We start from the raw sequence: 21,116 nt of genomic DNA, 5'->3' as shown, positions 1-21,116 counted from the left end.
AAGCTGGTGCGAAAGCAAATGCCATCTGTTTGAGTTTAGCAGAAACAGCCAAAACAAACGGCATTGATTTTTATCAGTACCTTGTGAAGCTATTAACGGAGCTACCAAATTTACCGATTCAACAACAGCCAGAGATTTTACAAGATTACATGCCTTGGTCGAAAAATATCCAAGCCACATGTTCAAAATAGCCAGCTATCTGAAAAAAAACCAGATAGCGGGCCATTCGTCGTGCGTACCGAGAAGGTGCGCTTTTTTATATTTCGGGCTTACAGTAGACATATACATATCCAATGATTTTTGGAATTCATCACTTTCTAAAACATCTTGTGGAATATAGAATTTTTCAGAGGCCTTTGATTCACTAAGCCCTGTTAAATAATCTTGAGCATCTGTTAAACCTGTACTTACTTCTTTTAAGCCTTTCGTACTTTCTGATAACCCCGATTGTAAGGCTTCCATTTTATGAGCTAAATCTGTTAGTCCAGTGAGTAATTGCTCTTGCTCCTCGTTAATCGTTGTTAAACCTGATTGAAGGGCAGGTGTTTGACTGGCAACTTGGTTCGAACCGTTTTCAGCTGTTTGTAATCCTTGCCTTAAGCTGGCTGAACCTTTGTACAGATTATTCACACCAGCTTGTAATTGTGAAAAACCCTTGTTAACTCTGACAAGTGAGTCATTTGCTTCTTTAAATGATTTAAGTGTCCCATCATATTGAGGTGATAGCACCTGTAGCTTCTCCAACAACTCTTCTAACTGCTTTTTTTCATTTGTAGCATTACCAAGTGTGGTTTGCACATTGACATCATTAGCTAACTCTGGTTTTGATTGCACTAGTGCATACATTGAATCCTCCGTTTGCTCATACCCTTTTTTTGCACGATCGAGGGCTTGAGCAATGCTTGAAAAATAGGTGCTAAATGAAGATAAATCTTTTTCAATTTCTATATAACCATTCAATAATTTTGACATGGATCTCGTTAACACATCCATATTCTCATTTACAGATGCCAAACCATTTTCTAGTTGTTGGGCGCCATTCACCCCTGCACCTACACCGTTCGATAATTGACTAACAGCCTTTCCTAGCTTAACAACACCCTTTTTCACTTCATTTGTTCCATTAATTAATGACTGAACATTTTGTACATCACTTGTATCAGTTTGCTTGAATTGTTTTTCAGCTGAGGATAATCCACTATTTATTTTTCCAACACCTTCATTCGCTTCGTTTAGTCCGCTATTTAATTCTTTTGTTTGCTCTGTAATATATAAGTCAATGATTTTTTCTCCGGTTGGACGAGTGGCTGTCAATACTTCTGATACACCATCTACTCGAGATATCTGTTCAGCTAATTCATCCAATACTTGCAATGATTTTGCATTATCCAATCCTTCATTTGACTGTATAACTAAGGATGCTGGCGAAGAAAAACCAGCAGGAAAATGATCCTCAATCACGTTGATTCCTTCTTTAGAAGCATAGCTATCCCCCACTTCCAACAAATCATTGTAGCTTGATGAATGACTATAATGGATGATAAAGGGAACACACAACATCGCAGTAAAGACTAAAACAACCACTGGTCTTAAAACAGACATCTTAGCAAATGCGCCCCAAATTTTACTTTCATTATGTCCATTTATTTTTTTCACTGGCCAGAACATCTTCTTCCCTAATAAAGCCATAAAAAATGGATTTAAGGTCATTAAAACCAGGACAAGTACGGCTACTCCAATTGCCACAGATGAGCTTGCTCGGTATAATCCGAATTCAGCAAAAACCAGTGCCATAAATCCAATAAATACCGCGAGTGCACTGTACAGAACGGTTTTACCAGCAGTTTTATAGGTTACACGAATTGCTGTCCACATATCATCTTGCTTCACCAGTTCTTCCTTAAATCGAGTGAATAGTAAAATATTATAATCTGTCCCGACTCCAAATAAAATAACAACTAAAAATACTTGTGTAAAATTAGAAAATGGATAATTAAATTGATCTACTAAGTGTGCAATGATTCCTAGTGACACTAAGTACGCCACTCCTACTGTTAAAAGAGAAACGAATGGGACGATTGGTGATCGGAAAATAAGAATTAGCACAACGATAATAAAGATAATCGCAATCACTTCCGTTTTCTTAATCCCCTCTTGTGTTGATTGGACAAAATCTTCCAGTACTAGACTATTTCCTGTTAGATAGATGTCCATATTCTCACTATCTACAATTTTATGAAGTTCCTTCACTACTTCAGATATTTCTCTATTATTTTTTTGTATGGAAAGCTGCGCTAGGATAGTGGTTCCATCTTTAGAAATAAGCTGTTTTTGCGTTTGTTCATTATCTAAATGAGTCACAATTTCCTTAATACTAATCTTCGATTGTTTATTTTTTAATTCCTTAATTATTTTTCCTACTTCTTCTTTTTGTTCATTTGTTAATGCGTTATCATTACCACTATTGAAGACTGCAATTATTTGATACCTTTCATCACTATCTTCATTCATTTGACCAAGCATATCCTCTGCTATATTACTTTGGGCACTTCCAGGAATAGTAATTTGCCCCTTTTCCCGTACTAATGCATCTAAATTCGGCATCGTCATAACAATGATGATTGTAATCACTATCCATAGAACGAATGAAGCTGATCTCCAATTCGTTGTTTTCTTCATAAACATTTCCCCACTTTCTATTTACTCCATTAAGATTTACCAAGAGCATTTTTGTTACTAGCTTAGAACACCACAAAATCATACAAGTGTATACTTTTGATTCTAAACAAAGTATACTTAGCCTCATGAATGGGGACAATGTTCAATTTTCGTCTATATGTATAACTTTGAACATTCACTAATGATTGTGTTCAACTTTATAAAAAAATTTTAGGAGTACAAAAAAATGAGTGGAAAAGCAGAATATAAAAGTGCCATTCGTTCAAGAAAAATGATTAGGCACGCTTTTGTAGAATTAGTGTTGGAAAAGGAGTTAGAGAAGATAACTGTTAAAAACATTGTGGAAAGGGCTGAAATTAGTAGAGGCACCTTCTATGCCCATTACTCAGATATCTATGCTGTTATTGAAGAAATAGAAAATGAAATAATGGGAAATATGCTTGAGTTTCTTAATGATTTTAAAGGTGTTGATCTTATTCAAGATCCAATGCCCTTCTTACTAAAAGTAGCTCGTTTTTTTGATCAGGATTTAGAATTTTATCGTATGGTCATCAATACACAAGGTGCACCTACCTTTGTAATGAAGTTAAAAGACATTCTAATAGAGAAAATACTTGGCTACAAAGAAACATTGCAGTCAAATGAAGGGTGTGAAGAGTTAGTCATTCGTGTTCACTTTTTTATAGGAGGACTAGCTTCTTTATACCAGGACTGGTTCGCAGGGAAAGTCGAATGCTCTTTAGAAGATTTAACAACATCTGTTACCGGAATTATGATACAGGGATTTCAATCCTACACGTTTAAATAGAAACGTTGATTCCTCCAAGTTCTAAATCACTAATTAATACATCTATGCTAATGGCTGCTGAATCAGCCTCCCAAAATCAAAGTAATCGTACCTATTTTCGTATTTTCGTTAAGAGACATGACTATAATTTCAACATGAATAAAAAAAGATAATCAATAATATTAATTTACAAATTAATATTATTGATTTTTTTAATTCAAAAAATCAAATTTAATTATTTATCTTTTCTATTTAATGTTATATAATCGAATCATTAAAAGAAAGGAATTTCATTATGGCTTATAAAGTAATCACCAATTGCCCTGTCTGCAGTCAAACTTTGAAAATTACAAAGTTACAGTGCTCCCATTGTCATACTACGATTGAAAATGAGTTTGAATTATCTAAGCTGGCAACCTTATCAAAGGATCAGCTTCATTTTGTGGAAGTATTTTTAACATGCAGAGGGAATATTAAAGATGTTGAAAAGGAACTGGGGATTTCGTATCCAACTGTTCGAGGAAAGCTCACAGACATCATTACTTCCCTTGGATATGTGCAAAAGAAGAAAAATGAAGTAGATGAGAAAAAAGTTGTAACCATGCTGGAAAATGGCGAAATTACACCCGAAGAAGCCATTAAGCTTTTAAAAGAAGAATAAGGAGGAGTTTATCATGAAAGAGGAAATTACAAGAGTGTTAACAATGATTCAAGAAGGGAAAATTGATGCAGATAAAGGATCCGAACTGATTCAAGCATTACAAGAGAAAGAAAGAACAGGTAATAAGTCTTTTGAAAAAACAACAACTGCCTATTTAGATAAAACATTAAAAGTTCGTGTTGTCTCAGCCGAAAATGATAACGTCACAGTCAATTTGCCTATTAAGCTTGTTAAGGTAGTATTAATGGCTGGACATAGCATCGCAGCGAGTATTCCACAGTCGGAAAAATACGTGAAAGATATAGACATAAACCTTATTATTGAGGCAATTGAAAACGAACTAGATGGCCAAATTGTTGATATTAAATCAGCAAACGGGGATACCGTTTCAGTCTTCATTGAGTAGTGATTTGCGTATGATATATGTAAAAGTAAAAGCAAAAAACGTTCGGTTTACCATTCCAGTTCCATATGCTATTTTAAACATTGTTCTTTCTATTTTGTCTTCAAAATTTTTTCAGTATCATGTAAACAGATGGACAAAAGATTACTTCGAAAGAGAAAAACTAGACCTTACCTTGCCTCAAATAGACAAAAAAATGCTAATGCCTGTTGTCAAGGAATTGAAAAATTATAAAGGGATCGTGCTTGTAGATGTCAAAGCTAAGGACGGTACTGAGGTTAAGGTTAGACTATAGAATACCTTCTACTGACATTTTGAAGAAAAAGCTTAATTTCTCGCTTGCAATACCGAGATAATTATAATATAAAAGCTCCAATAATATTTTAAACCCCGTTCTAAATTTAGAACGGGGTTTTGTGGTTTATTAATAGATTCGCTTAAATCGATTAATAAAATAGTTTGTTATAAAAAGCACCAAACCTCTAAGTTATTATTAATCATTTATTTTGTTAAAGCCTTAATGTCCGCCACAATAGTATCAACTGGTACATCGGTTGTACCATCATAATCTTTAACAACTGTACCATCTGCATTGACTAAGTAATATCTTCCCATATGTATAACTTGGTCAGAATTCGGATCATTTTTTACGTGTGATTTAAACGATTTCATTGCAAACTGTTCAATAAACTTTTGATCATAGCCAGTTAATAGCTGCCATTTGCTTTCATCTGGCACTGAATACGTTTTTAAATAATTCGTTAAAACGTCTGGCTTATCCACTTCAGGATCAACACTAAAAGCAACGATTTGATAATCTTCAACATTTTTATCCTTTAAAGCTTTTTGGACCTCTGTCATATTAAACGTCATTGGTGGACATATAGTATTACAGTTTGTAAAAATGAACATCGCCAGCCATGGCTTGCCTTTAAGATTCTCTAGACTAACCTCTTCATTGTGTTGATTTGTAACCGAAAAATCCTGTACCTCTATATTCATTTCTGGTTCAAATTTATAGCTACCGCAAGCAGCTAAAATGCTACTTAATGCTAGTATCAATACAAGCATTGTACTTTTCTTTTTCATTAATTTGCCCACTTCCCTTCAATTTACCACTATTTTTTATTGTATAAATTCTAATCATTAAATACAAGATTATGGTCTTAACCTTACTATTTTATATGTCCAATCTTTGTATTTTGTATGATTTTTCCACGCGAATATCCTTTATATCCCAGATATTTCTCGCTTTTTTAAATTTTTTTTAAAGCTGTTTTTTACCATTTTGGTTATTTCCCAAGACATCAGATAATTGTTATATAACAAAGTTTTTATGCTTTTTTAAATCTTCCATTATTTGATAGTACAATAATAAATTCATTAAAATTCTCTTTCGTGTTTAAATATTCTCCTACATTCAAAATTATTATCACTAAACTATTTCAATAATATTATTCTAATAGGTAATTCGATTCTCTTTCATACGAAATACTTCTATTAAATCCTTATTATTTCTATGTTATTTCCATAAACATGAAGAGACTAAAAATTATAAAAACTCAAAATTTAGTATTGCATTATAGGAATATACCTCATAAAATAAGTGAGTATAACGACGATCAGGAAAGAAATATGTCGTTTAAAACAGAAATATAACACTTTAGGGGGAATAATAATGGCAAACATTTCTGGTAACAAAAATGTAGAATCAGTTGATTATAGTGCAATTGAAGCTATGGAATCGTTCAACAACTTCGTGAAAAAGAAAAATACCTTCCTTTTCTCGATTACAGCAGTATTTCTAACTCTTTATATCTTGCTGCCAATCCTTGCTTTCCAGCCTGTACTACAACAAAAATTCATCGGAAATATTACAGGTGTCTGGGTTTATTCAGCTGGATTATTCATTATGACAATCGTACTTTGTACAGTATATGTAAAAAAAGCGTCTTCATTCGATAAAGCTGCAGCAGCGGTGCTAGCAGAATATCATGCGAAAGGTGGAAAATAAATGAATTTGGTATCTGTTGGTTTCTTTTTAGCAATCGTTGGCTTGACACTTGTTGTTACCTATATCGCAGCAAAACGCACGTCTTCTGCAGCGGATTTTTATACAGCTGGAGGAGGTCTTAAAGGCTGGCAAAATGGCTTTGCGATTGCTGGTGACTATTTATCTGCAGCCGCATTCCTAGGTGTATCTGGTGCAATCGCTTTAACAGGTTTTGATGGCTTTTTCTTCTCTGTTGGCTATGTAGTAGCTAACTTAGTTCTTTTATATGTAATTGCAGAGCCAATGCGTAATTTAGGTCGTTATACATTAGCTGATATGCTAACTGCACGTTTCAATGAAAAACGTATCCGTGGGGTTGCTGCTTCAGGAACAATTATTATCGTTATTCTTTATATGATCGCTCAATTAGTAGGTGCAGGTGCTCTTATTAAACTATTATTTGGAATTGAATATTGGATTGCTGTGTTAATCGTAGGTGTGATGATGACAACTTATGTATTGTTTGGCGGCATGACTGCTACATCTTGGGTTCAAATCATTAAAGCAAGTCTTCTATTATTTGGGACAGGTTTATTAGCTACACTGGTATTAGCTAAATTTGATTTCTCTCTTATGAAGATGTTCGATACAATCGCTGTTGATCATGGCGAGAAATTCCTTGTACCAGGAATTAAATATACAAGTACGGTTGATTCTGTTTCTATGATGATGGCACTTGTTTTAGGTACATCTGGTTTACCACATATTTTAATGCGCTTCTTTACTGTTAAAGATGCTAAAACTGCCCGATCTTCTATTTCATGGACTACTTGGATTACAGCTATTTTCTTCTCATTGACTATTTTCTTAGGCTTTGGTGCATTAAATTTTGTAGGTTTAGATTCAATTCTTGCTGAAAGTAAAGCAGGTAACACAGCTGCCCCACTGCTTGCTCAATACTTGGGCGGTGATGTGCTGATGGCATTTATCGGTGCAGTAGCATTTGCCACTATTTTAGCTGTTGTTTCAGGTTTAGTTTTAACAGGTGCTTCTGCAATTTCTCATGATATTTATGGTGAAATTATTAAAGGTGGTAAATTAACTGAAAAGCAACAAGTTCTTGCAGCTCGTACTGGCTCTATTTCTATTGCCATTGTGTCGATTATCCTTGCTTTATTTGCGCAAAACCTAAATGTATCGTTTTTAGTTTCTTTTGCATTTTGTATTGGTGCTTCAGCAAATCTACCTGTTATTCTTTACACAATTTATTGGAAAAAATTCAATTCAACAGGTGCCGTTTCAGCAATGGTAACTGGTTTAGTATCATGTTTAATATTAGGGGCGATGGGACCAAATGTATGGAGCCCTGTTGAGGGAGCAGCAATCTTCGTTGGTAACCCTATTGTGCCTTTAGCAGTACCAGCAATCATTACAATTCCACTTGGCTTTATCGCAGGTTACTTAGGATCTGTTCTATCCTCTAGCAAAGTATCACAGGCAGAAGCAGATCGTATTTACAAAGAAATTCGTGTTAAAGCAAATACAGGTGTCTCGGTTTCTGATATTTCACATTAATCTTTAGCACTTTACAATCTCAAATTTTCTGTTCTACAACACTAACAATTTAAGTAAAAAACTCGAGTTTTTGGTCGAGTTTTTTACTTTTTTATTATAAAAATTTTACCAATTTACTTATTGAACAATACTATTTCATTTCCAAAAAACAGAAAAAAACCAATTTTCACTAGGTAAATAGTGTTTATTTTTTATGGAAAAAATAAATTTATTTTCAAATTTTAACCTTATTTTATGCCTCGAAATCTAGATTTGTCCCCGTTTCGTATATTTATCTGAATTTTCCAAAACCCCTATATTTCTAGGCTTTGTCATATATTTTCTCTCCCAAGACTATTTTTCTAAAAATTTTTTTTACATAATTTTTCTGAAATGTATTGCAATTTTGTGAACTGTCTCATAAAATGAAGATGTGAATTCACTTAACTAGCAAAATCAAGTCTTGAAGCAGTAAAAATAAACACAAAATGGGGAATGTTAATGGCGAACAATCAAGCAAACAAAAGCGTCGTGATTGACTATGATGCAATTGCAAATCAACAATCGTTTAAATCACTTGTACGTAGAAAGAATTCATTTCTTTGGACTATGACTGTAGTCTTTTTAGCAGCATATATGTTGCTACCCGTTCTTACTTCGTACACGACAATTCTACACCAAAAGGCATTTGGGGAAATCACTTGGGTGTGGGTTTATGCAGCAGGATTATTCATTATGACATGGAGTTTATGTCATTTATATGTAGCAAAAGCAAATAGCTACGATAAAGAAGCACAGGCGATTATCGCTGAATATGAGAACGGAGGTGGCCGCCGATGAATGATGGAGGAATGAGTTTTACAGCCATATTCTTTTTCGTTGCCATTGTAGGTTTAACATTAGTTATTACATGGTGGGCATCTAAACGTACTTCTTCAGCAAGTGACTTCTATACTGCTGGCGGTGGATTAACAGGCTGGCAAAATGGACTAGCTATTGCTGGTGACTACTTATCAGCAGCCTCTTTCTTAGGGATTGCCGGTGCAGTTGCATTATTTGGATTTGATGGATTCTTCTTCTCTATTGGTTATTTAGTAGCTTACTTAGTGGTATTATACATTGTTGCAGAGCCTTTACGTAACCTTGGGAAATTTACATTGGCTGATATGATTACAGCGCGTTTCAATAGCTCAAAAGTTCGTGGAACGGCAGCTTTAAGCACTATTACAATTGTTTTATTCTACATGATTGCACAACTAGTTGGTGCAGGAGCACTTATTCAATTACTTTTAGGGATTGACTATTGGATTGCCGTATTAATCGTAGGTGTAATGATGACAACTTACGTATTATTCGGTGGTATGACTGCTACATCTTGGGTACAAATTATTAAAGCATGTCTTTTAATGATAGGTACTATCATTATTTCATTCTTGGTATTAAAAGAGTTCGGCTTCAGTATTGCTACAATGTTCAAAGAAATGGGGACTGCTACTGAAAGCGGTGCAGCTTATTTAAACCCTGGTCTTAAATATACAAATGGTATTGATACGATCTCCATGTTAATCGCTCTTGTGTTAGGTACTGCTGGTCTTCCACACATCCTAATGCGCTTCTTTACAGTAAAAGATGCGAAAACAGCTCGTTCTTCAGTTATTTGGGCTACATGGATTGTAGGTATTTTCTATGTACTTACGATTTTCCTAGGCTTCGGTGCAGCAAAATTCGTTGGTAAAGAAGAAATTATTGCAGCAAACGCAGCTGGTAACATGGCTGCCCCACTTCTTGCGGAAGCACTTGGTGGCGACATTCTATTCTCATTCGTTTGTGCGGTAGCATTTGCAACAATTTTAGCGGTAGTAGCAGGTCTTGTACTTTCTGGTGCGTCTGCCCTTTCTCACGATATTTATGGTCAAATCGTTAAAAAAGGTCAAATTACAGAAAAAGAGCAAGTACTTGCAGCTCGTATCGGTTCTATTACAATTTCTATTGTTTCTATCCTTTTAGCACTTGGTGCACAAACATTAAACGTAGCGTTCTTAGTATCACTTGCATTCTGTATTGCAGGTTCTGCTAACCTACCAGTAATCATTTATACAATCTATTGGAAACGCTTCAATACAGCTGGTGCTGTAACGGCAATGCTAACAGGTTTAATCTCTGCATTAGCACTTGTTGCGGTATCACCAAACATCTGGAATCCAGTTGAAGGAAAAGCAATTTTCGTGGGTGACCCATTAATTATGTTAACAAATCCAGCATTAATTTCGGTACCACTTGGTTTCCTTGGTGGTTTCATTGGAACATTACTTTCTAAAGAAAGCGATGATAAGAAATACCGCGAAGTGGATGTTAAAGCAAACACAGGTATTTCTGTACAAGACGTATCTCACTAATAATATGACAATTGCCTCGTAAGTAAATTACTTACGAGGTTTTACTTTTTCTGCTTTATTCAGTATTATATTGATAATAAACAATGGAGGTAATACTATGTCACAATCAAGAGCCAAAAAGAAACGTATGCATCTAAAGCGTACAAAAGGAAAAAACGTTGAAATCGATCGTCAATCCTCCCCTTTTAGCACACATGAACGTGTCACAAAGACAAAGCAGGAAACAATAGAACGCAACTTTACAAAATACAAAAAGCAGCGTATAGATGAATAAACACTATATACTGCTTTTTTATTTAGTATAGATTGTAAAATGATTTTGTATTTTGTGTAATTATTTTTGCCGCTTCGTGTGTTGATAACGCCTTTATTGATGCAATGACCTCTACAGAATGGTTCATCATCCAGGGAGATGTACGTTTATTGTCAAAAGGACCTTCAAATGGCCAAGGCCCATCCGTTTCCACCATGATTAGCTCAATTGGATATCTCATAATAAGCTGTTGAATCTCCTCTTCATACGTACAATCAGGCGTAACAGAAATAAAATAGCCATTCTGGATCATGCGTTCGATCACTTTCTCATCTCCCTTGAACCAATGGAAATGGGCTTTTGTTACTTGATGTTTTTCAAGCAAGTCACAAACAAGTGCTGCATCCTCATAAACTGCATGTAAAATAATTGGTTTATCTAATTCCTTCGCTAACAAAACAAACTGTTCCAACAATGCTGTATATGGACGATAATCAATAGATTTTTCTTGCTTTAAATAATACGGCAGACCTACTTCCCCTATTGCTACCATTTCATGTGTATGTTGACGTATCCAATCAAATAAAGCATCCATTTCGTTTTTACTAGGCAGGGCTTGCTCAGGATGAAAACCAAACGCAACCTTTACATTTTTATAAGTTTTCGACAGCATCCACGTTTTTTCACATGATGCAAGATTCATACTGACCGCAATAACATGTTCAGCTTTCTCTAATAAAGAAGGTATCTCGTTTTCCAGATACTGATCTAAATGAATATGGGCATCAATCAACATGAACATCACCCTTCTCTTCTTTTAAAAACGTAAATAATTGTTGCTTTAATGCTGCAAATTTCTCAGAATGACGAATCTCCTCTTGTCGTGGTCGTGCAAAAGGAACAATTATTTCTTGTTTAATTGTTGCTGGTCGTTTCGATAGCACAATAATACGATCCGCCAAAAATAGCGCTTCCTCAATACTATGGGTAACAAATAAAATGGATTTTCGATATTTTTCCCAAATGGATAATAGCCAAGCCTGCATTTCTAGTCTTGTAAATTCATCTAGCGCAGAAAATGGCTCATCTAAGCATAAAATAGGCTTGTCACTAACAATTGCACGAATAAAGGACACTCGCTGCTGCATACCGCCAGATAGCTCTCTTGGATAGGCATTAATAAATGAAGCAAGACCCACTTTTGCTAACCACTCCTTAGCAAGTTCTACATTTGGTCTTTGCTGAAGCTCCTCTACAATTGTGACATTTTCTAAAATGGTTCTCCATGGTAATAAGCATGGCTGCTGAGGCATATAGCCAATCGTTCCTCTTTTCTGCTGTATATCTACACCGTTTAATAAAATAGCTCCCTTATCAATAGAAGAAACACCGCCAATTAATTGAAAGAGCGTGCTTTTCCCACTACCAGATGGACCAATGATTGCCACAAATTCACCGTCCTTTACCTCAAAAGATAAATCTCGAATGACCTGAAGAGAATCAAAGGATTTATCAATATTTTGAACGCTTAGCATGGAATCCTCTCCCCTTCACAGTAAGTTTTTCTAGCAGTAGAATAGCGCTAAATAATACTAAACTTAAACAGACAATAGCCAAAATTGCCACAAACACACGATCTGTACGAAATGATGATTGGGCCAATGTCATATAGACCCCAATTCCCTTTTTGGCACCTAACCACTCAGCAATAACAGCCCCCATAACGCTGTATGTGGCAGCAATTTTAATACCCGAAAAAATAGATGGGTATGCAAATGGCCATTCTAGCTTCCAAAAAGTTTGTGCCTTTGTTGCCCCAATCATCTCAAAATAATGCTTCAACTCCGGTGAGGTTTGACGAAAGCCATCCATTGCTGCAATAACAATTGGGAAAAAGCATACAAGACAAATAATGATAAGTTTAGGTAATAAACCAAAGCCAAACCAAATAATTAATAACGGTGCTAGGACGAGTATAGGAACGTTTTGTGACATAATGAGAATGGGATAAAGTAGCTCTCGAATAAATGAAAAACGATGCAGGAGCACAGCAACTGCTAGTCCACAACCTATGCCAATAGTAAGTCCTAGTAAAGCTAATTTCACTGTTGCGAAGGCATGAGGCATAAATGTTTCATACGATTGTATACCTTCTGTCAAAATAGCACTTGGTGCCGGCAATAACCAATGCGGTATATCTGCTAAACGCACGATTAGCTCCCATATGAATAAGAGGAAGGCGATAAAAATTATCGTCCTTCCCTTTTGTATTGCCCACTTCATCACTGGTATTTCTCCGTTAATGTGCCCATTGTAATCCCAGTTGGCTGATATAAAATTTTCACTTGCGTAATAACATTGATGGCACCAAGCTCTATCATCTTGATATTCATTCGTTCAATAATTTGTAGTAACGTTGTCAGCTCACCCTCCATTGTCGTTTCTAAAGGGTGCACCTCATATTTCACACCTGATGCATCAATAATAGCAATGGCTGCATCAACAAATGGAATAACATCTTCATATTTTTCTGTTTTCGGGATAATTTGTACACTGATTAATGAGTTTGCCATATTACTTTGTCTCCTTTTTCGGTAAAAAGTCGTTTGTAAATGCTTGTTCTGCGTTAAATTCGCCCTCTAAAACGTTGTTGCTAGTCATCCACTTCGCGTAGTTTTCCCAGACAGTTAACTTTTGCTCGCCCCATTGAGCAGCGTCATCCTGATACTTATCTGCCAGCCACTCCTGACTTTTATGCACAAGATCTTTATCTAAATCAGGTACTGCCTCAAGTAAAACATCTGCTGCCTCACTTGGATTACTGATCGCATATTCATAGCCCTTTGCCACGGCAGCGACAAATGCTTCAACTGTCTTTGGATCATCCTTAATCATTGTTTCATTCGTAGCTAGAACGGGTGTATAATAATCCAGTTGATCACTATAATCTGTTAAATACAGCATGTTCAGCTTTTCACCACGAAGCTCAGCTTCAATTCCAGTCCAAGCATAATAAATCCATGCAAAATCAATATCTTTTTTCATCATTGTAAAGAAATCGATATCGCCGGCATTAATAATATCTAATTTATTTATATCTGCATTTTCAGTTTGCATTAATGATTGTAGAACGGCCTGCTCAAGAGGAGCTCCCCAGCCACCATACGTTTTCCCTTCAAATTCCTTTGGTGATGTAATGCCTTTAGAGGCAATTGAGGCAAAGCCAGAAGTATTATGCTGAATAATCGCCGCAATCGATACTAGAGGTACATCCTGTACACGAGCCTGTGTAATTCCCTCCTGATAGCTTATACCAAACTGTGCCTTGCCAGACGCCACAAGCTGATCCGCTCCTGCGTCACCAGGTTGTAAAATATCAACATCTAAGCCCTGCTCTTCAAAATAACCTAATTTCTTAGCAACATATAGCCCTGTATGATTTGTATTTGGTGTCCAATCGAGTACAACGGACACCTTTTTTAATGCATGTTCATCCTTGTTGGTATCCTTTTTTTCGCTACAGCCAGCTAATGTTAAAAGGGCAGCCATAAGAACCAATAACCATTTTTTCATGCTGAATCCTCCCAGTAAATAGTGTGAAAGTGTTCATGAGTGAATGTTTTAACCAGAAGAAAGCGTATTCATAGAATATCTGTAATTAATGTAAAGAAAACATAAAAAAACGCCCAGGAATCCTCCCAGACGTTGTGCAATCAATATCAAAAACTTACTTTTTTTGAATAGATGTTCCCTACGCTGGTACGAGCCAAATCAGGTTCAAAGGGTCAGCGTCTAACGGACACAATCTCAGCTGGCAACTACCAGCCCCCCTACATTCTTTACATATGAACTTTTCGTTGATTATTATACCCATATCTCACTGTAAATAACAAGGCTCTTTTTAATGAAAACGCTGTAAAAATAATTTAATCGCATCATCTCTCGCTTCAAGCATTCCATCCTCAGTGAGATACTTTTCATTTAGCCCAAATACCTGTAATGTCCCTTCCTTATTATAACGTGGCACTAAGAGAGCTAATGAAACATCTTTAAAGGCGTAAAGTGGTGTTAATGAACCATCTTCTTCGACTTGATAGAATCTAAAGCGGTAATGTTCCTCCTTCGGTATCCATTCGTAAAGAGCAAGATTATTCTGATAGGCTGTTAAAGTAAGGGCAATTTTACCATCAAGTTTATGATAGGAGCCATCTTCTAAATCAACATATCCTACCTCAAAGCTTTCTCCAGTTCTAAAAGAAGCATAGATTTTATGGTCAGTCATTGACATGTCATGTATGCGTTTAAAAGGTAAATCGTAGTGTTTTTCTTTTTCCGTTTGAACATCATAGAGCGTAAAGCGGACCGTTTCTACTCCATCTTTTTTAAAGGCACTTGGTAGGAGCAATTGATTGTCCTGATAAATTGGCTGGCTTACTGCACTATTATCAAAGGCTTGTTTAAATTGTTTTACCTCATTTGTACGCAGATTTGTTAAGCTATAAATGGTATGACCTGTCCTTGTATCAGATATTTCTGTCAGTAGCGTATCATCTTCTAAATCCATAAAAGTATCCGTAGGAAAGCCTTTGACCTCTAATGTTACTCTATTTTTTACGAACATAGATTTCCTATCATCAACCATCCAAGCAAGCCAATCTTCATTTACTAACATTTTTGAAATAGGGAATTTACTTGTTACTTCCACTTTTTCAATATGTGAATCGAGTGCATAGGAGTAAATGGTACTGCCTTCGTAATAATAAAAGGAGTTCGTTGCATCATCAAAGACAGCTGTAGATAATGTATGAGCAGATCGACCAGGGATACTAATTTCTTCATAGGATTGCTCAGTTATTTGCGAAATCGTCAATTGTTCCTTTATTCCATCTATAAAAGGATAACTTAATAATGCCGTAAGTGCTAAAGCTGAAATTCCTACTGCTACAGGTTTCCACATATGTTTTTTTACAGGGATTTGCTGTTGCTCAAATCTAACATGAGCAGCCTCTAATATCTCTTCTTTTTTTTGGGGAGTTAATGCTAATTGATCTGGTATAGTAGCCTTTAATCGATTACGTAAATTCATTTCCATTATAAAACCCCTCCTTTTCTAATTGGATACCTACTCGTTTTCTCCCTCTTGCTAGCCTTGTTTTCACTGTATTGATTGAACATTGTAAAATGGATGCGATATCGGTGATAGATAGTTCATCATAGTAATAAAGCCAAAGAACCTCTCGATATTTCGTTTCTAATGTAGTAATACTGTGAGCAATAACATCCATTTCCTCCTGCTTTAAAATTTGAGATTCCACTGAAATAGAGGCTTCCTGCTTTTTAAAAAGTCTAGTTAACTCTGTTTTCCTATATGCCCAGCTTTTAAAGTAATTATGACACTCGTTGACGACCATACGGTATAAGTAAGTTTTGACACTAGAACGCCCTTCAAATTGCTCCATATGAATGTAATAGCAGATGAACACTTCCTGCACAATATCCTCTGCCCTTTCTTTACTTTTTACATATGTATAAGCTAGTCGAAGTAAGTAATGACCGTATAAATCCATAGCCTCCTGTAAATGTATATCTCGTTGTTGTTTCTTCAAGCAATTCCCTCCCTTCATCAATTTGTAAAGTTAGACAAAGCACACTGCTCATTGGTTTCATTTTTCCATTAATTTTATATTAATGGCATTATTCAACTGGTGCTGAATAACGATATAAAAACCAGCACTCATAAAGGAGGGCACTGAAAAACTAAAAAAAGTCGATTTGCATCACATTTTGTGGCAAATCGACTTTTTTAGTGTCCTTCTCATAAAGAGAACAGGCTTTAATCTAGCTTGGATTTTGTTCTTTTTTTGCTGTTAATACATGTGAGATCTGTCCGTCAGTTGCAATATCTACTTTAAACGAGCCATTTGAATGACGATCTGCACGGGTTAATGCATGAACATCTACGACCTCTTGTACACCTTTTTCAGTTTCAATGATAACATGCTCCTCATCTGTCGCTTTGACAACGGCAACGATACGATGAGGGTTTGCTTTTAATTCAGTTAAAACCTTTAAGCCCCGTTTCGCGCGACTAGCCATCTCTACTTCAGCTACATTCATTTTCTTCACAGCACCTCGCTGCGTTACAATAACAACATATTCTGTGTCGTTTGGCTGTAAAACATTGACACCAACAAGTGCTTCCCCATCTTTTAAGGTAATCCCTTTGACACCACCAGTTTTCACACCAGTTACTGGTAACTCCTCCATTGGGAAACGGATGGCATAGGCTGTATCCGTTGTTAATAATAATTCAGTGTCATCCGTAACGAAATCTGCAAATATCATTTCATCGCCAGCTTTTACATTCATTGTTTTTATCGGCTTCGAATAACGGGTAACTGCATAATCTGCCAAAGGAGATCGTTTAATTTGTCCATCTTTCGTAGCCGTTAAAATATAGGTATTTGCTTGTTCAAATGTCTCGAAACCATAGACCGCAATAATAGATTCATCCTCTCCAGTTGGCACAATACTCGATATATGCTGACCGAGATCCTTCCAGCGAATATCTGGGAGCTCATGAACAGGCTGGTAAATATAATTGCCTCGATTTGTGAACAGCAACAGATGATGCTGTGTATTTAAGTTTTCTTCATACAATAAATAATCCGAATCCTTCATCGCAATATCCTGACCATTTGAGGCTGCATGAGAACGTGTAGATGTACGTTTAATATAACCATCCTTGGTTACAGTAACGACAACCTCTTCACTTGGTACAAGGACATCTAATGTAATTTTGATTTCTTCAATTTCTTGTTCAATTTTCGAACGACGTGGCTCTGTAAAGCGTTTTTTAATATCAAGTAACTCCTGTTTTATGACGCGGATAAGCTTTGCTTCACTATTAAGAATGCCTTCTAGCTTGGCAATCAATTTATTTAATTCATCCTGTTCTTGGCGAAGCTCTGTAATGTCTGTGTTCGTTAAACGGTATAATTGCAAACTAACAATTGCCTCAGATTGCACCTCTGTAAAGTCAAACTTAGTTTGTAGATTTAGTTTCGCATCTTTTTTATCATTAGAAGAACGGATCGTAGCAATCACTTCATCTAAAATAGACAATGCCTTAATTAAGCCGTCAACGATATGCGAACGATCCTTAGCCTTTTGTAGATCAAAAATCGAACGGTTTGTAACGACCTCTTTTTGATGGGCAATATACGCATCAAGTAATAAAGGTAATGTCATCATCGTTGGACGACGATTATGAATGGCAATCATATTAAAATTATAAGCTACTTGTAAATCCGTAGTTTTAAATAAATAATTTAAAATACCATGCCCTGGTACATCTTTTTTCAGCTCAATGACCACACGTAAGCCTGTACGGTCCGATTCATCGCGAATTTCCGCAATACCTTCTAGACGCTTATCGACGCGTTGCTCATCTATTTTTTTCACAAGATTCGCTTTATTAACATCATATGGCAATTCCGTAATGATGATCTGCTCTTTGCCGCCTTTAATAGGTTCCACAACAGCTTGCGCACGGACAATGATTTTACCACGGCCTGTTTCATAAGCTTTTTTAATACCATCAACACCTTGAATAATACCACCTGTTGGGAAATCGGGACCTTTAATAACTGTCATCAACTCATCAACCGTTGAATGAGGCTTTTCTAAGCGCATTAGAACACCGTCCATCACCTCATCAAGAGCATGAGGAGGAATATCTGTTGCATAGCCAGCTGAAATACCTGTCGAGCCATTCACCAGTAAATTTGGGAAGCGTGCTGGTAACACAGTTGGTTCCATATCCTGATCATCAAAGTTTGGTACGAATTCAACAGTTTTCTTGCCAATATCACGTAGCATCTCTGCGGCAATAGCTGATAGTCTTGCTTCTGTATAACGCATCGCTGCTGGTGGATCACCATCAACAGAGCCGTTATTGCCATGCATTTCAATCAGCATATGACGCGCTTTCCAATCTTGACTCATGCGCACCATAGCTTCATAAACTGAGCTATCACCATGAGGATGATAGTTACCAATTACATTTCCGACCGTTTTAGCGGATTTACGAAATGGTTTATCGTGTGTATTCCCCTCAGAAAACATTGCATATAGTATACGACGCTGCACAGGCTTAAGACCGTCACGTGCATCAGGCAACGCGCGGTCTTGAATAATATATTTACTATAGCGACCAAAACGGTCACCCATCACTTCTTCTAAAGGTAAATCTTGAAACTTTTCCGTACTACTCATGCTTGGTCCTCCTCTTGTTGGATGAATTCATTGTCTAAAATATTTGAATCATCCTCCATACCGAAGTTTACATTGGCTTCGATCCATTTTCGACGCGGTTCAACTTTATCGCCCATTAATGTTGTGACACGTCTTTCAGCTCGTGCACCATCCTCAATCGTTACACGAATTAACGTACGTGTTTCAGGGTTCATCGTCGTATCCCACAGCTGGTCTGCATTCATCTCACCAAGACCTTTATAACGCTGCAATATGTAACCCTTTCCAACTTTTTTGATGGCCTTTTGTAAATCATTTTCAGTCCAAGCATATTCAATCACTTCTTTTTTACCAGTACCCCTTGAAACTTTATACAATGGTGGTAAAGCAATAAAGACTTTGCCTGCTTCAATTAATGGGCGCATGTAACGATAGAAAAACGTTAATAGCAACACTTGAATATGTGCACCATCCGTATCGGCATCGGTCATAATAACGACTTTATCATAGGCTGAATCCTCAACAGAAAAATCTGTGCCAACCCCTGCTCCAATTGCATGAATAATCGTTGAAATTTCCTCATTTTTCATGATGTCCTGCAGCTTGGCCTTTTCCGTATTAATGACTTTACCGCGCAATGGTAATATGGCTTGGAATGTACGATCTCTCCCTTGCTTTGCGGAGCCCCCAGCAGAATCACCTTCGACTAAATACAGCTCGTTTTTCGCAGCATTGCGAGATTGTGCGGGTGTTAATTTTCCAGAAAGTATGGTACTGGCCTTTTTGTTTTTCTTGCCATTACGTGCATCTTCCCGTGCTTTACGAGCCGCTTCACGAACTTGCTGTGCACGAATAGCTTTACGCACAAGGGATGCGGATAGCTCGGCATTTTCCTCAAGCACATATAAAATTTGCTCAGAAACCACACTATCTACGGCAGAACGAGCCTCACTCGTCCCTAGCTTGCCTTTTGTTTGCCCCTCAAATTGTAGTAAATGCTCAGGAATACGTACAGACACAATCGCTGCCAGACCCTCTCGAATATCTGTTCCTTCAAGGTTTTTATCTTTATCTTTTAACAGACCAATTTTTCTTGCGTATTCATTAAACACACGAGTTAATGCTGCTTTTGCGCCTGTTTCATGTGTGCCGCCATCACGTGTACGAACATTGTTAACAAAGGACAGAATTGTTTCTGAATAGCCATCGTTATACTGGAATGCAAATTCTACTTCAATATCATCCTGGATCCCTTCCACATATTTGACAGGATGAAGAACGTCTTTTTCCTCATTCAAATACGCAACGAAAGCTTCAATGCCGTTCTCATAAAAGAACACATCACCTTTGCCTTCCTCGCGTTCATCGATTAACTCAATTTTTAAGCCCTTCAATAAAAATGCCGACTCGCGTAAACGTTCTGCAAGTGTATCATAATTGAATTTTGTAACAGAAAAAATCTTGTCATCTGGTAAAAAATGGACTAGAGTACCTTTTTGTTTCGTACTGCCGATTTCTTCAAGCGTTGTGGCTGGATGGCCACCATTTTCAAAGCGTTGGCAGTATTTCTTCCCATCGCGGTGTATGGTAACTTCTAAAAATGTTGATAACGCATTAACGACAGAAGAACCTACGCCATGTAAACCACCACTCGTTTTATAGCCGCCTTGTCCAAATTTACCGCCAGCATGTAAAATCGTAAAAATAATTTCAGGTGTTGGCTTCCCCATCTTATGCATACCAGTTGGCATTCCTCGACCGAAGTCACGCACGCTAATACTCTGATCTTTATGAATCTTGACAATAATATGAGAACCAAAGCCAGCCAATGCTTCATCCACCGCATTATCCACGATTTCATACACGAGGTGATGAAGTCCACGGCCATCTGTAGAACCGATATACATGCCGGGTCTCTTTCGTACCGCTTCTAATCCTTCTAATACTTGTATAGCGTCATCATTATAGACGCTTGGTGACTGCTTATTCGTCAAAAAATTCCCCTCCAAAAAACAAACGGATGTTCTATTTATCTTCTCTTCCTAATAATAATAGCATTTCCTGTCAATAGCTAGCGACAGGCCCAATAAAATTTTAATTCCCCACAGCTTCCTCATTTTTAAAAGTAATCATC

General features: G+C 36.7%; 21 protein-coding genes and 1 riboswitch. Of the genes, 10 read left to right on the top strand and 11 right to left on the bottom strand.

What is annotated here, in order from left to right; translation table 11 throughout:
- On the top strand, positions 1–191 hold a 191-nt coding region (locus ACQKIM_RS13375; RefSeq protein ID WP_427544645.1), incomplete at its 5' end, for a transposase domain-containing protein.
- A gap of 4 nt (positions 192–195) precedes the next feature.
- On the opposite strand, the gene ACQKIM_RS13370 is transcribed toward ACQKIM_RS13375, so the two are convergent.
- Positions 196–2,679, bottom strand: coding sequence for an MMPL family transporter (locus ACQKIM_RS13370; protein WP_427544644.1), 2,484 nt, complete (start codon positions 2,677–2,679; stop codon positions 196–198).
- Positions 2,680–2,905: 226 nt separating this feature from the next.
- Between ACQKIM_RS13370 and ACQKIM_RS13365 the strand changes: the two genes are divergently transcribed.
- From ACQKIM_RS13365 to ACQKIM_RS13350, 4 genes are all read left to right on the top strand, one after another.
- Positions 2,906–3,487, top strand: coding sequence for a TetR/AcrR family transcriptional regulator (locus ACQKIM_RS13365; RefSeq protein ID WP_427544642.1), 582 nt, complete (start codon positions 2,906–2,908; stop codon positions 3,485–3,487).
- A 274-nt stretch (positions 3,488–3,761) separates the two neighbouring features.
- A complete protein-coding gene (locus ACQKIM_RS13360) occupies positions 3,762–4,127 on the top strand; it encodes a DUF2089 domain-containing protein (protein WP_427544640.1) in 366 nt (121 codons plus the stop codon).
- Between the two features lie 13 nt (positions 4,128–4,140).
- A complete protein-coding gene (locus ACQKIM_RS13355) occupies positions 4,141–4,533 on the top strand; it encodes an SHOCT-like domain-containing protein (RefSeq protein WP_427544638.1) in 393 nt (130 codons plus the stop codon).
- A gap of 10 nt (positions 4,534–4,543) precedes the next feature.
- Positions 4,544–4,825, top strand: coding sequence for a hypothetical protein (locus tag ACQKIM_RS13350; protein ID WP_427544636.1), 282 nt, complete (start codon positions 4,544–4,546; stop codon positions 4,823–4,825).
- A 206-nt stretch (positions 4,826–5,031) separates the two neighbouring features.
- Here the strand turns inward: ACQKIM_RS13350 and ACQKIM_RS13345 are convergent, their stop codons facing one another.
- Positions 5,032–5,619: an SCO family protein gene (locus tag ACQKIM_RS13345; RefSeq protein WP_427544634.1), complete on the bottom strand. Its 588-nt coding sequence runs from the start codon at positions 5,617–5,619 to the stop codon at positions 5,032–5,034.
- Positions 5,620–6,208: 589 nt separating this feature from the next.
- Here ACQKIM_RS13345 and ACQKIM_RS13340 point away from each other — a divergent pair.
- The 5 genes from ACQKIM_RS13340 (at position 6,209) to ACQKIM_RS13320 (ending at position 10,747) form a co-directional block, all read left to right on the top strand.
- On the top strand, positions 6,209–6,544 hold the full coding sequence (locus tag ACQKIM_RS13340) for a DUF485 domain-containing protein (RefSeq protein WP_427544632.1): 336 nt from the start codon (positions 6,209–6,211) through the stop codon (positions 6,542–6,544).
- Complete coding sequence (locus ACQKIM_RS13335) at positions 6,545–8,098, top strand: solute symporter family protein (RefSeq protein ID WP_427544630.1); 1,554 nt, start codon at positions 6,545–6,547, stop codon at positions 8,096–8,098.
- A 480-nt stretch (positions 8,099–8,578) separates the two neighbouring features.
- Complete coding sequence (locus ACQKIM_RS13330) at positions 8,579–8,917, top strand: DUF485 domain-containing protein (protein ID WP_427544628.1); 339 nt, start codon at positions 8,579–8,581, stop codon at positions 8,915–8,917.
- A gap of 11 nt (positions 8,918–8,928) precedes the next feature.
- On the top strand, positions 8,929–10,473 hold the full coding sequence (locus ACQKIM_RS13325; RefSeq protein ID WP_427544653.1) for a solute symporter family protein: 1,545 nt from the start codon (positions 8,929–8,931) through the stop codon (positions 10,471–10,473).
- A gap of 97 nt (positions 10,474–10,570) precedes the next feature.
- The gene (locus ACQKIM_RS13320) at positions 10,571–10,747 is read left to right on the top strand and encodes a hypothetical protein (RefSeq protein ID WP_427544626.1); all 177 of its coding nucleotides are present in this window, start codon (positions 10,571–10,573) and stop codon (positions 10,745–10,747) included.
- A gap of 22 nt (positions 10,748–10,769) precedes the next feature.
- Here the strand turns inward: ACQKIM_RS13320 and ACQKIM_RS13315 are convergent, their stop codons facing one another.
- The 9 genes from ACQKIM_RS13315 to parE form a co-directional block, all read right to left on the bottom strand.
- Positions 10,770–11,522: a TatD family hydrolase gene (locus tag ACQKIM_RS13315; RefSeq protein ID WP_427544624.1), complete on the bottom strand. Its 753-nt coding sequence runs from the start codon at positions 11,520–11,522 to the stop codon at positions 10,770–10,772.
- Positions 11,512–12,261, bottom strand: coding sequence for an ABC transporter ATP-binding protein (locus ACQKIM_RS13310; protein WP_427544623.1), 750 nt, complete (start codon positions 12,259–12,261; stop codon positions 11,512–11,514). The genes ACQKIM_RS13315 and ACQKIM_RS13310 overlap by 11 nt, the downstream gene beginning before the upstream one ends.
- Positions 12,239–13,009 (bottom strand): ABC transporter permease, encoded by a 771-nt coding sequence (locus ACQKIM_RS13305; RefSeq protein WP_427544651.1) that lies wholly within the window; start codon positions 13,007–13,009, stop codon positions 12,239–12,241. The genes ACQKIM_RS13310 and ACQKIM_RS13305 overlap by 23 nt, the downstream gene beginning before the upstream one ends.
- Positions 13,009–13,299, bottom strand: coding sequence for a thiamine-binding protein (locus ACQKIM_RS13300; protein ID WP_427544621.1), 291 nt, complete (start codon positions 13,297–13,299; stop codon positions 13,009–13,011). Before ACQKIM_RS13300 ends, ACQKIM_RS13305 begins: the two co-directional genes overlap by 1 nt.
- Position 13,300: 1 nt before the next feature.
- The gene (locus ACQKIM_RS13295) at positions 13,301–14,299 is read right to left on the bottom strand and encodes an ABC transporter substrate-binding protein (protein WP_427544619.1); all 999 of its coding nucleotides are present in this window, start codon (positions 14,297–14,299) and stop codon (positions 13,301–13,303) included.
- A gap of 158 nt (positions 14,300–14,457) precedes the next feature.
- Positions 14,458–14,568, bottom strand: a riboswitch (TPP riboswitch).
- A 59-nt stretch (positions 14,569–14,627) separates the two neighbouring features.
- On the bottom strand, positions 14,628–15,818 hold the full coding sequence (locus ACQKIM_RS13290; protein WP_427544617.1) for a hypothetical protein: 1,191 nt from the start codon (positions 15,816–15,818) through the stop codon (positions 14,628–14,630).
- Positions 15,799–16,332, bottom strand: a complete 534-nt coding sequence (locus tag ACQKIM_RS13285; protein WP_427544615.1) for a sigma-70 family RNA polymerase sigma factor — start codon at positions 16,330–16,332, stop codon at positions 15,799–15,801. Before ACQKIM_RS13285 ends, ACQKIM_RS13290 begins: the two co-directional genes overlap by 20 nt.
- A 232-nt stretch (positions 16,333–16,564) precedes the next feature.
- Positions 16,565–19,003 (bottom strand): DNA topoisomerase IV subunit A, encoded by a 2,439-nt coding sequence (parC, locus tag ACQKIM_RS13280; protein WP_427544613.1) that lies wholly within the window; start codon positions 19,001–19,003, stop codon positions 16,565–16,567.
- Positions 19,000–20,976 carry a DNA topoisomerase IV subunit B gene (gene parE, locus ACQKIM_RS13275; RefSeq protein ID WP_427544611.1) on the bottom strand — a complete coding sequence of 659 codons (1,977 nt, stop codon included), beginning with the start codon at positions 20,974–20,976 and terminating at the stop codon, positions 19,000–19,002. The genes parC and parE overlap by 4 nt, the downstream gene beginning before the upstream one ends.
- Positions 20,977–21,116 lie beyond the last annotated feature (140 nt).

It is taken from the genome of Lysinibacillus sp. NPDC047702, assembly GCF_050272555.1.
In the GTDB taxonomy this organism is placed as follows: Bacteria; Bacillota; Bacilli; order Bacillales_A; family Planococcaceae; genus Lysinibacillus.
The sequence above is the reverse complement of the archived record's forward strand: the minus strand, read 5'-3'. Positions and strand labels throughout refer to the sequence as shown.

Excerpts from the sequence above, each read along its gene's own strand:
- ACQKIM_RS13370 (WP_427544644.1), bottom strand. The coding sequence starts at position 2,679 with ATGAAGAAAACAACGAATTGGAGATCAGCTTCATTCGTTCTATGGATA.
- ACQKIM_RS13365 (WP_427544642.1), top strand. The coding sequence starts at position 2,906 with ATGAGTGGAAAAGCAGAATATAAAAGTGCCATTCGTTCAAGAAAAATG.
- ACQKIM_RS13360 (WP_427544640.1), top strand. The coding sequence starts at position 3,762 with ATGGCTTATAAAGTAATCACCAATTGCCCTGTCTGCAGTCAAACTTTG.
- ACQKIM_RS13355 (WP_427544638.1), top strand. The coding sequence starts at position 4,141 with ATGAAAGAGGAAATTACAAGAGTGTTAACAATGATTCAAGAAGGGAAA.
- ACQKIM_RS13350 (WP_427544636.1), top strand. The coding sequence starts at position 4,544 with ATGATATATGTAAAAGTAAAAGCAAAAAACGTTCGGTTTACCATTCCA.
- ACQKIM_RS13345 (WP_427544634.1), bottom strand. The coding sequence starts at position 5,619 with ATGAAAAAGAAAAGTACAATGCTTGTATTGATACTAGCATTAAGTAGC.
- ACQKIM_RS13340 (WP_427544632.1), top strand. The coding sequence starts at position 6,209 with ATGGCAAACATTTCTGGTAACAAAAATGTAGAATCAGTTGATTATAGT.
- ACQKIM_RS13335 (WP_427544630.1), top strand. The coding sequence starts at position 6,545 with ATGAATTTGGTATCTGTTGGTTTCTTTTTAGCAATCGTTGGCTTGACA.
- ACQKIM_RS13330 (WP_427544628.1), top strand. The coding sequence starts at position 8,579 with ATGGCGAACAATCAAGCAAACAAAAGCGTCGTGATTGACTATGATGCA.
- ACQKIM_RS13325 (WP_427544653.1), top strand. The coding sequence starts at position 8,929 with ATGAGTTTTACAGCCATATTCTTTTTCGTTGCCATTGTAGGTTTAACA.
- ACQKIM_RS13320 (WP_427544626.1), top strand. The coding sequence starts at position 10,571 with ATGTCACAATCAAGAGCCAAAAAGAAACGTATGCATCTAAAGCGTACA.
- ACQKIM_RS13315 (WP_427544624.1), bottom strand. The coding sequence starts at position 11,522 with ATGTTGATTGATGCCCATATTCATTTAGATCAGTATCTGGAAAACGAG.
- ACQKIM_RS13310 (WP_427544623.1), bottom strand. The coding sequence starts at position 12,261 with ATGCTAAGCGTTCAAAATATTGATAAATCCTTTGATTCTCTTCAGGTC.
- ACQKIM_RS13305 (WP_427544651.1), bottom strand. The coding sequence starts at position 13,009 with ATGAAGTGGGCAATACAAAAGGGAAGGACGATAATTTTTATCGCCTTC.
- ACQKIM_RS13300 (WP_427544621.1), bottom strand. The coding sequence starts at position 13,299 with ATGGCAAACTCATTAATCAGTGTACAAATTATCCCGAAAACAGAAAAA.
- ACQKIM_RS13295 (WP_427544619.1), bottom strand. The coding sequence starts at position 14,299 with ATGAAAAAATGGTTATTGGTTCTTATGGCTGCCCTTTTAACATTAGCT.
- ACQKIM_RS13290 (WP_427544617.1), bottom strand. The coding sequence starts at position 15,818 with ATGGAAATGAATTTACGTAATCGATTAAAGGCTACTATACCAGATCAA.
- parC (WP_427544613.1), bottom strand. The coding sequence starts at position 19,003 with ATGAGTAGTACGGAAAAGTTTCAAGATTTACCTTTAGAAGAAGTGATG.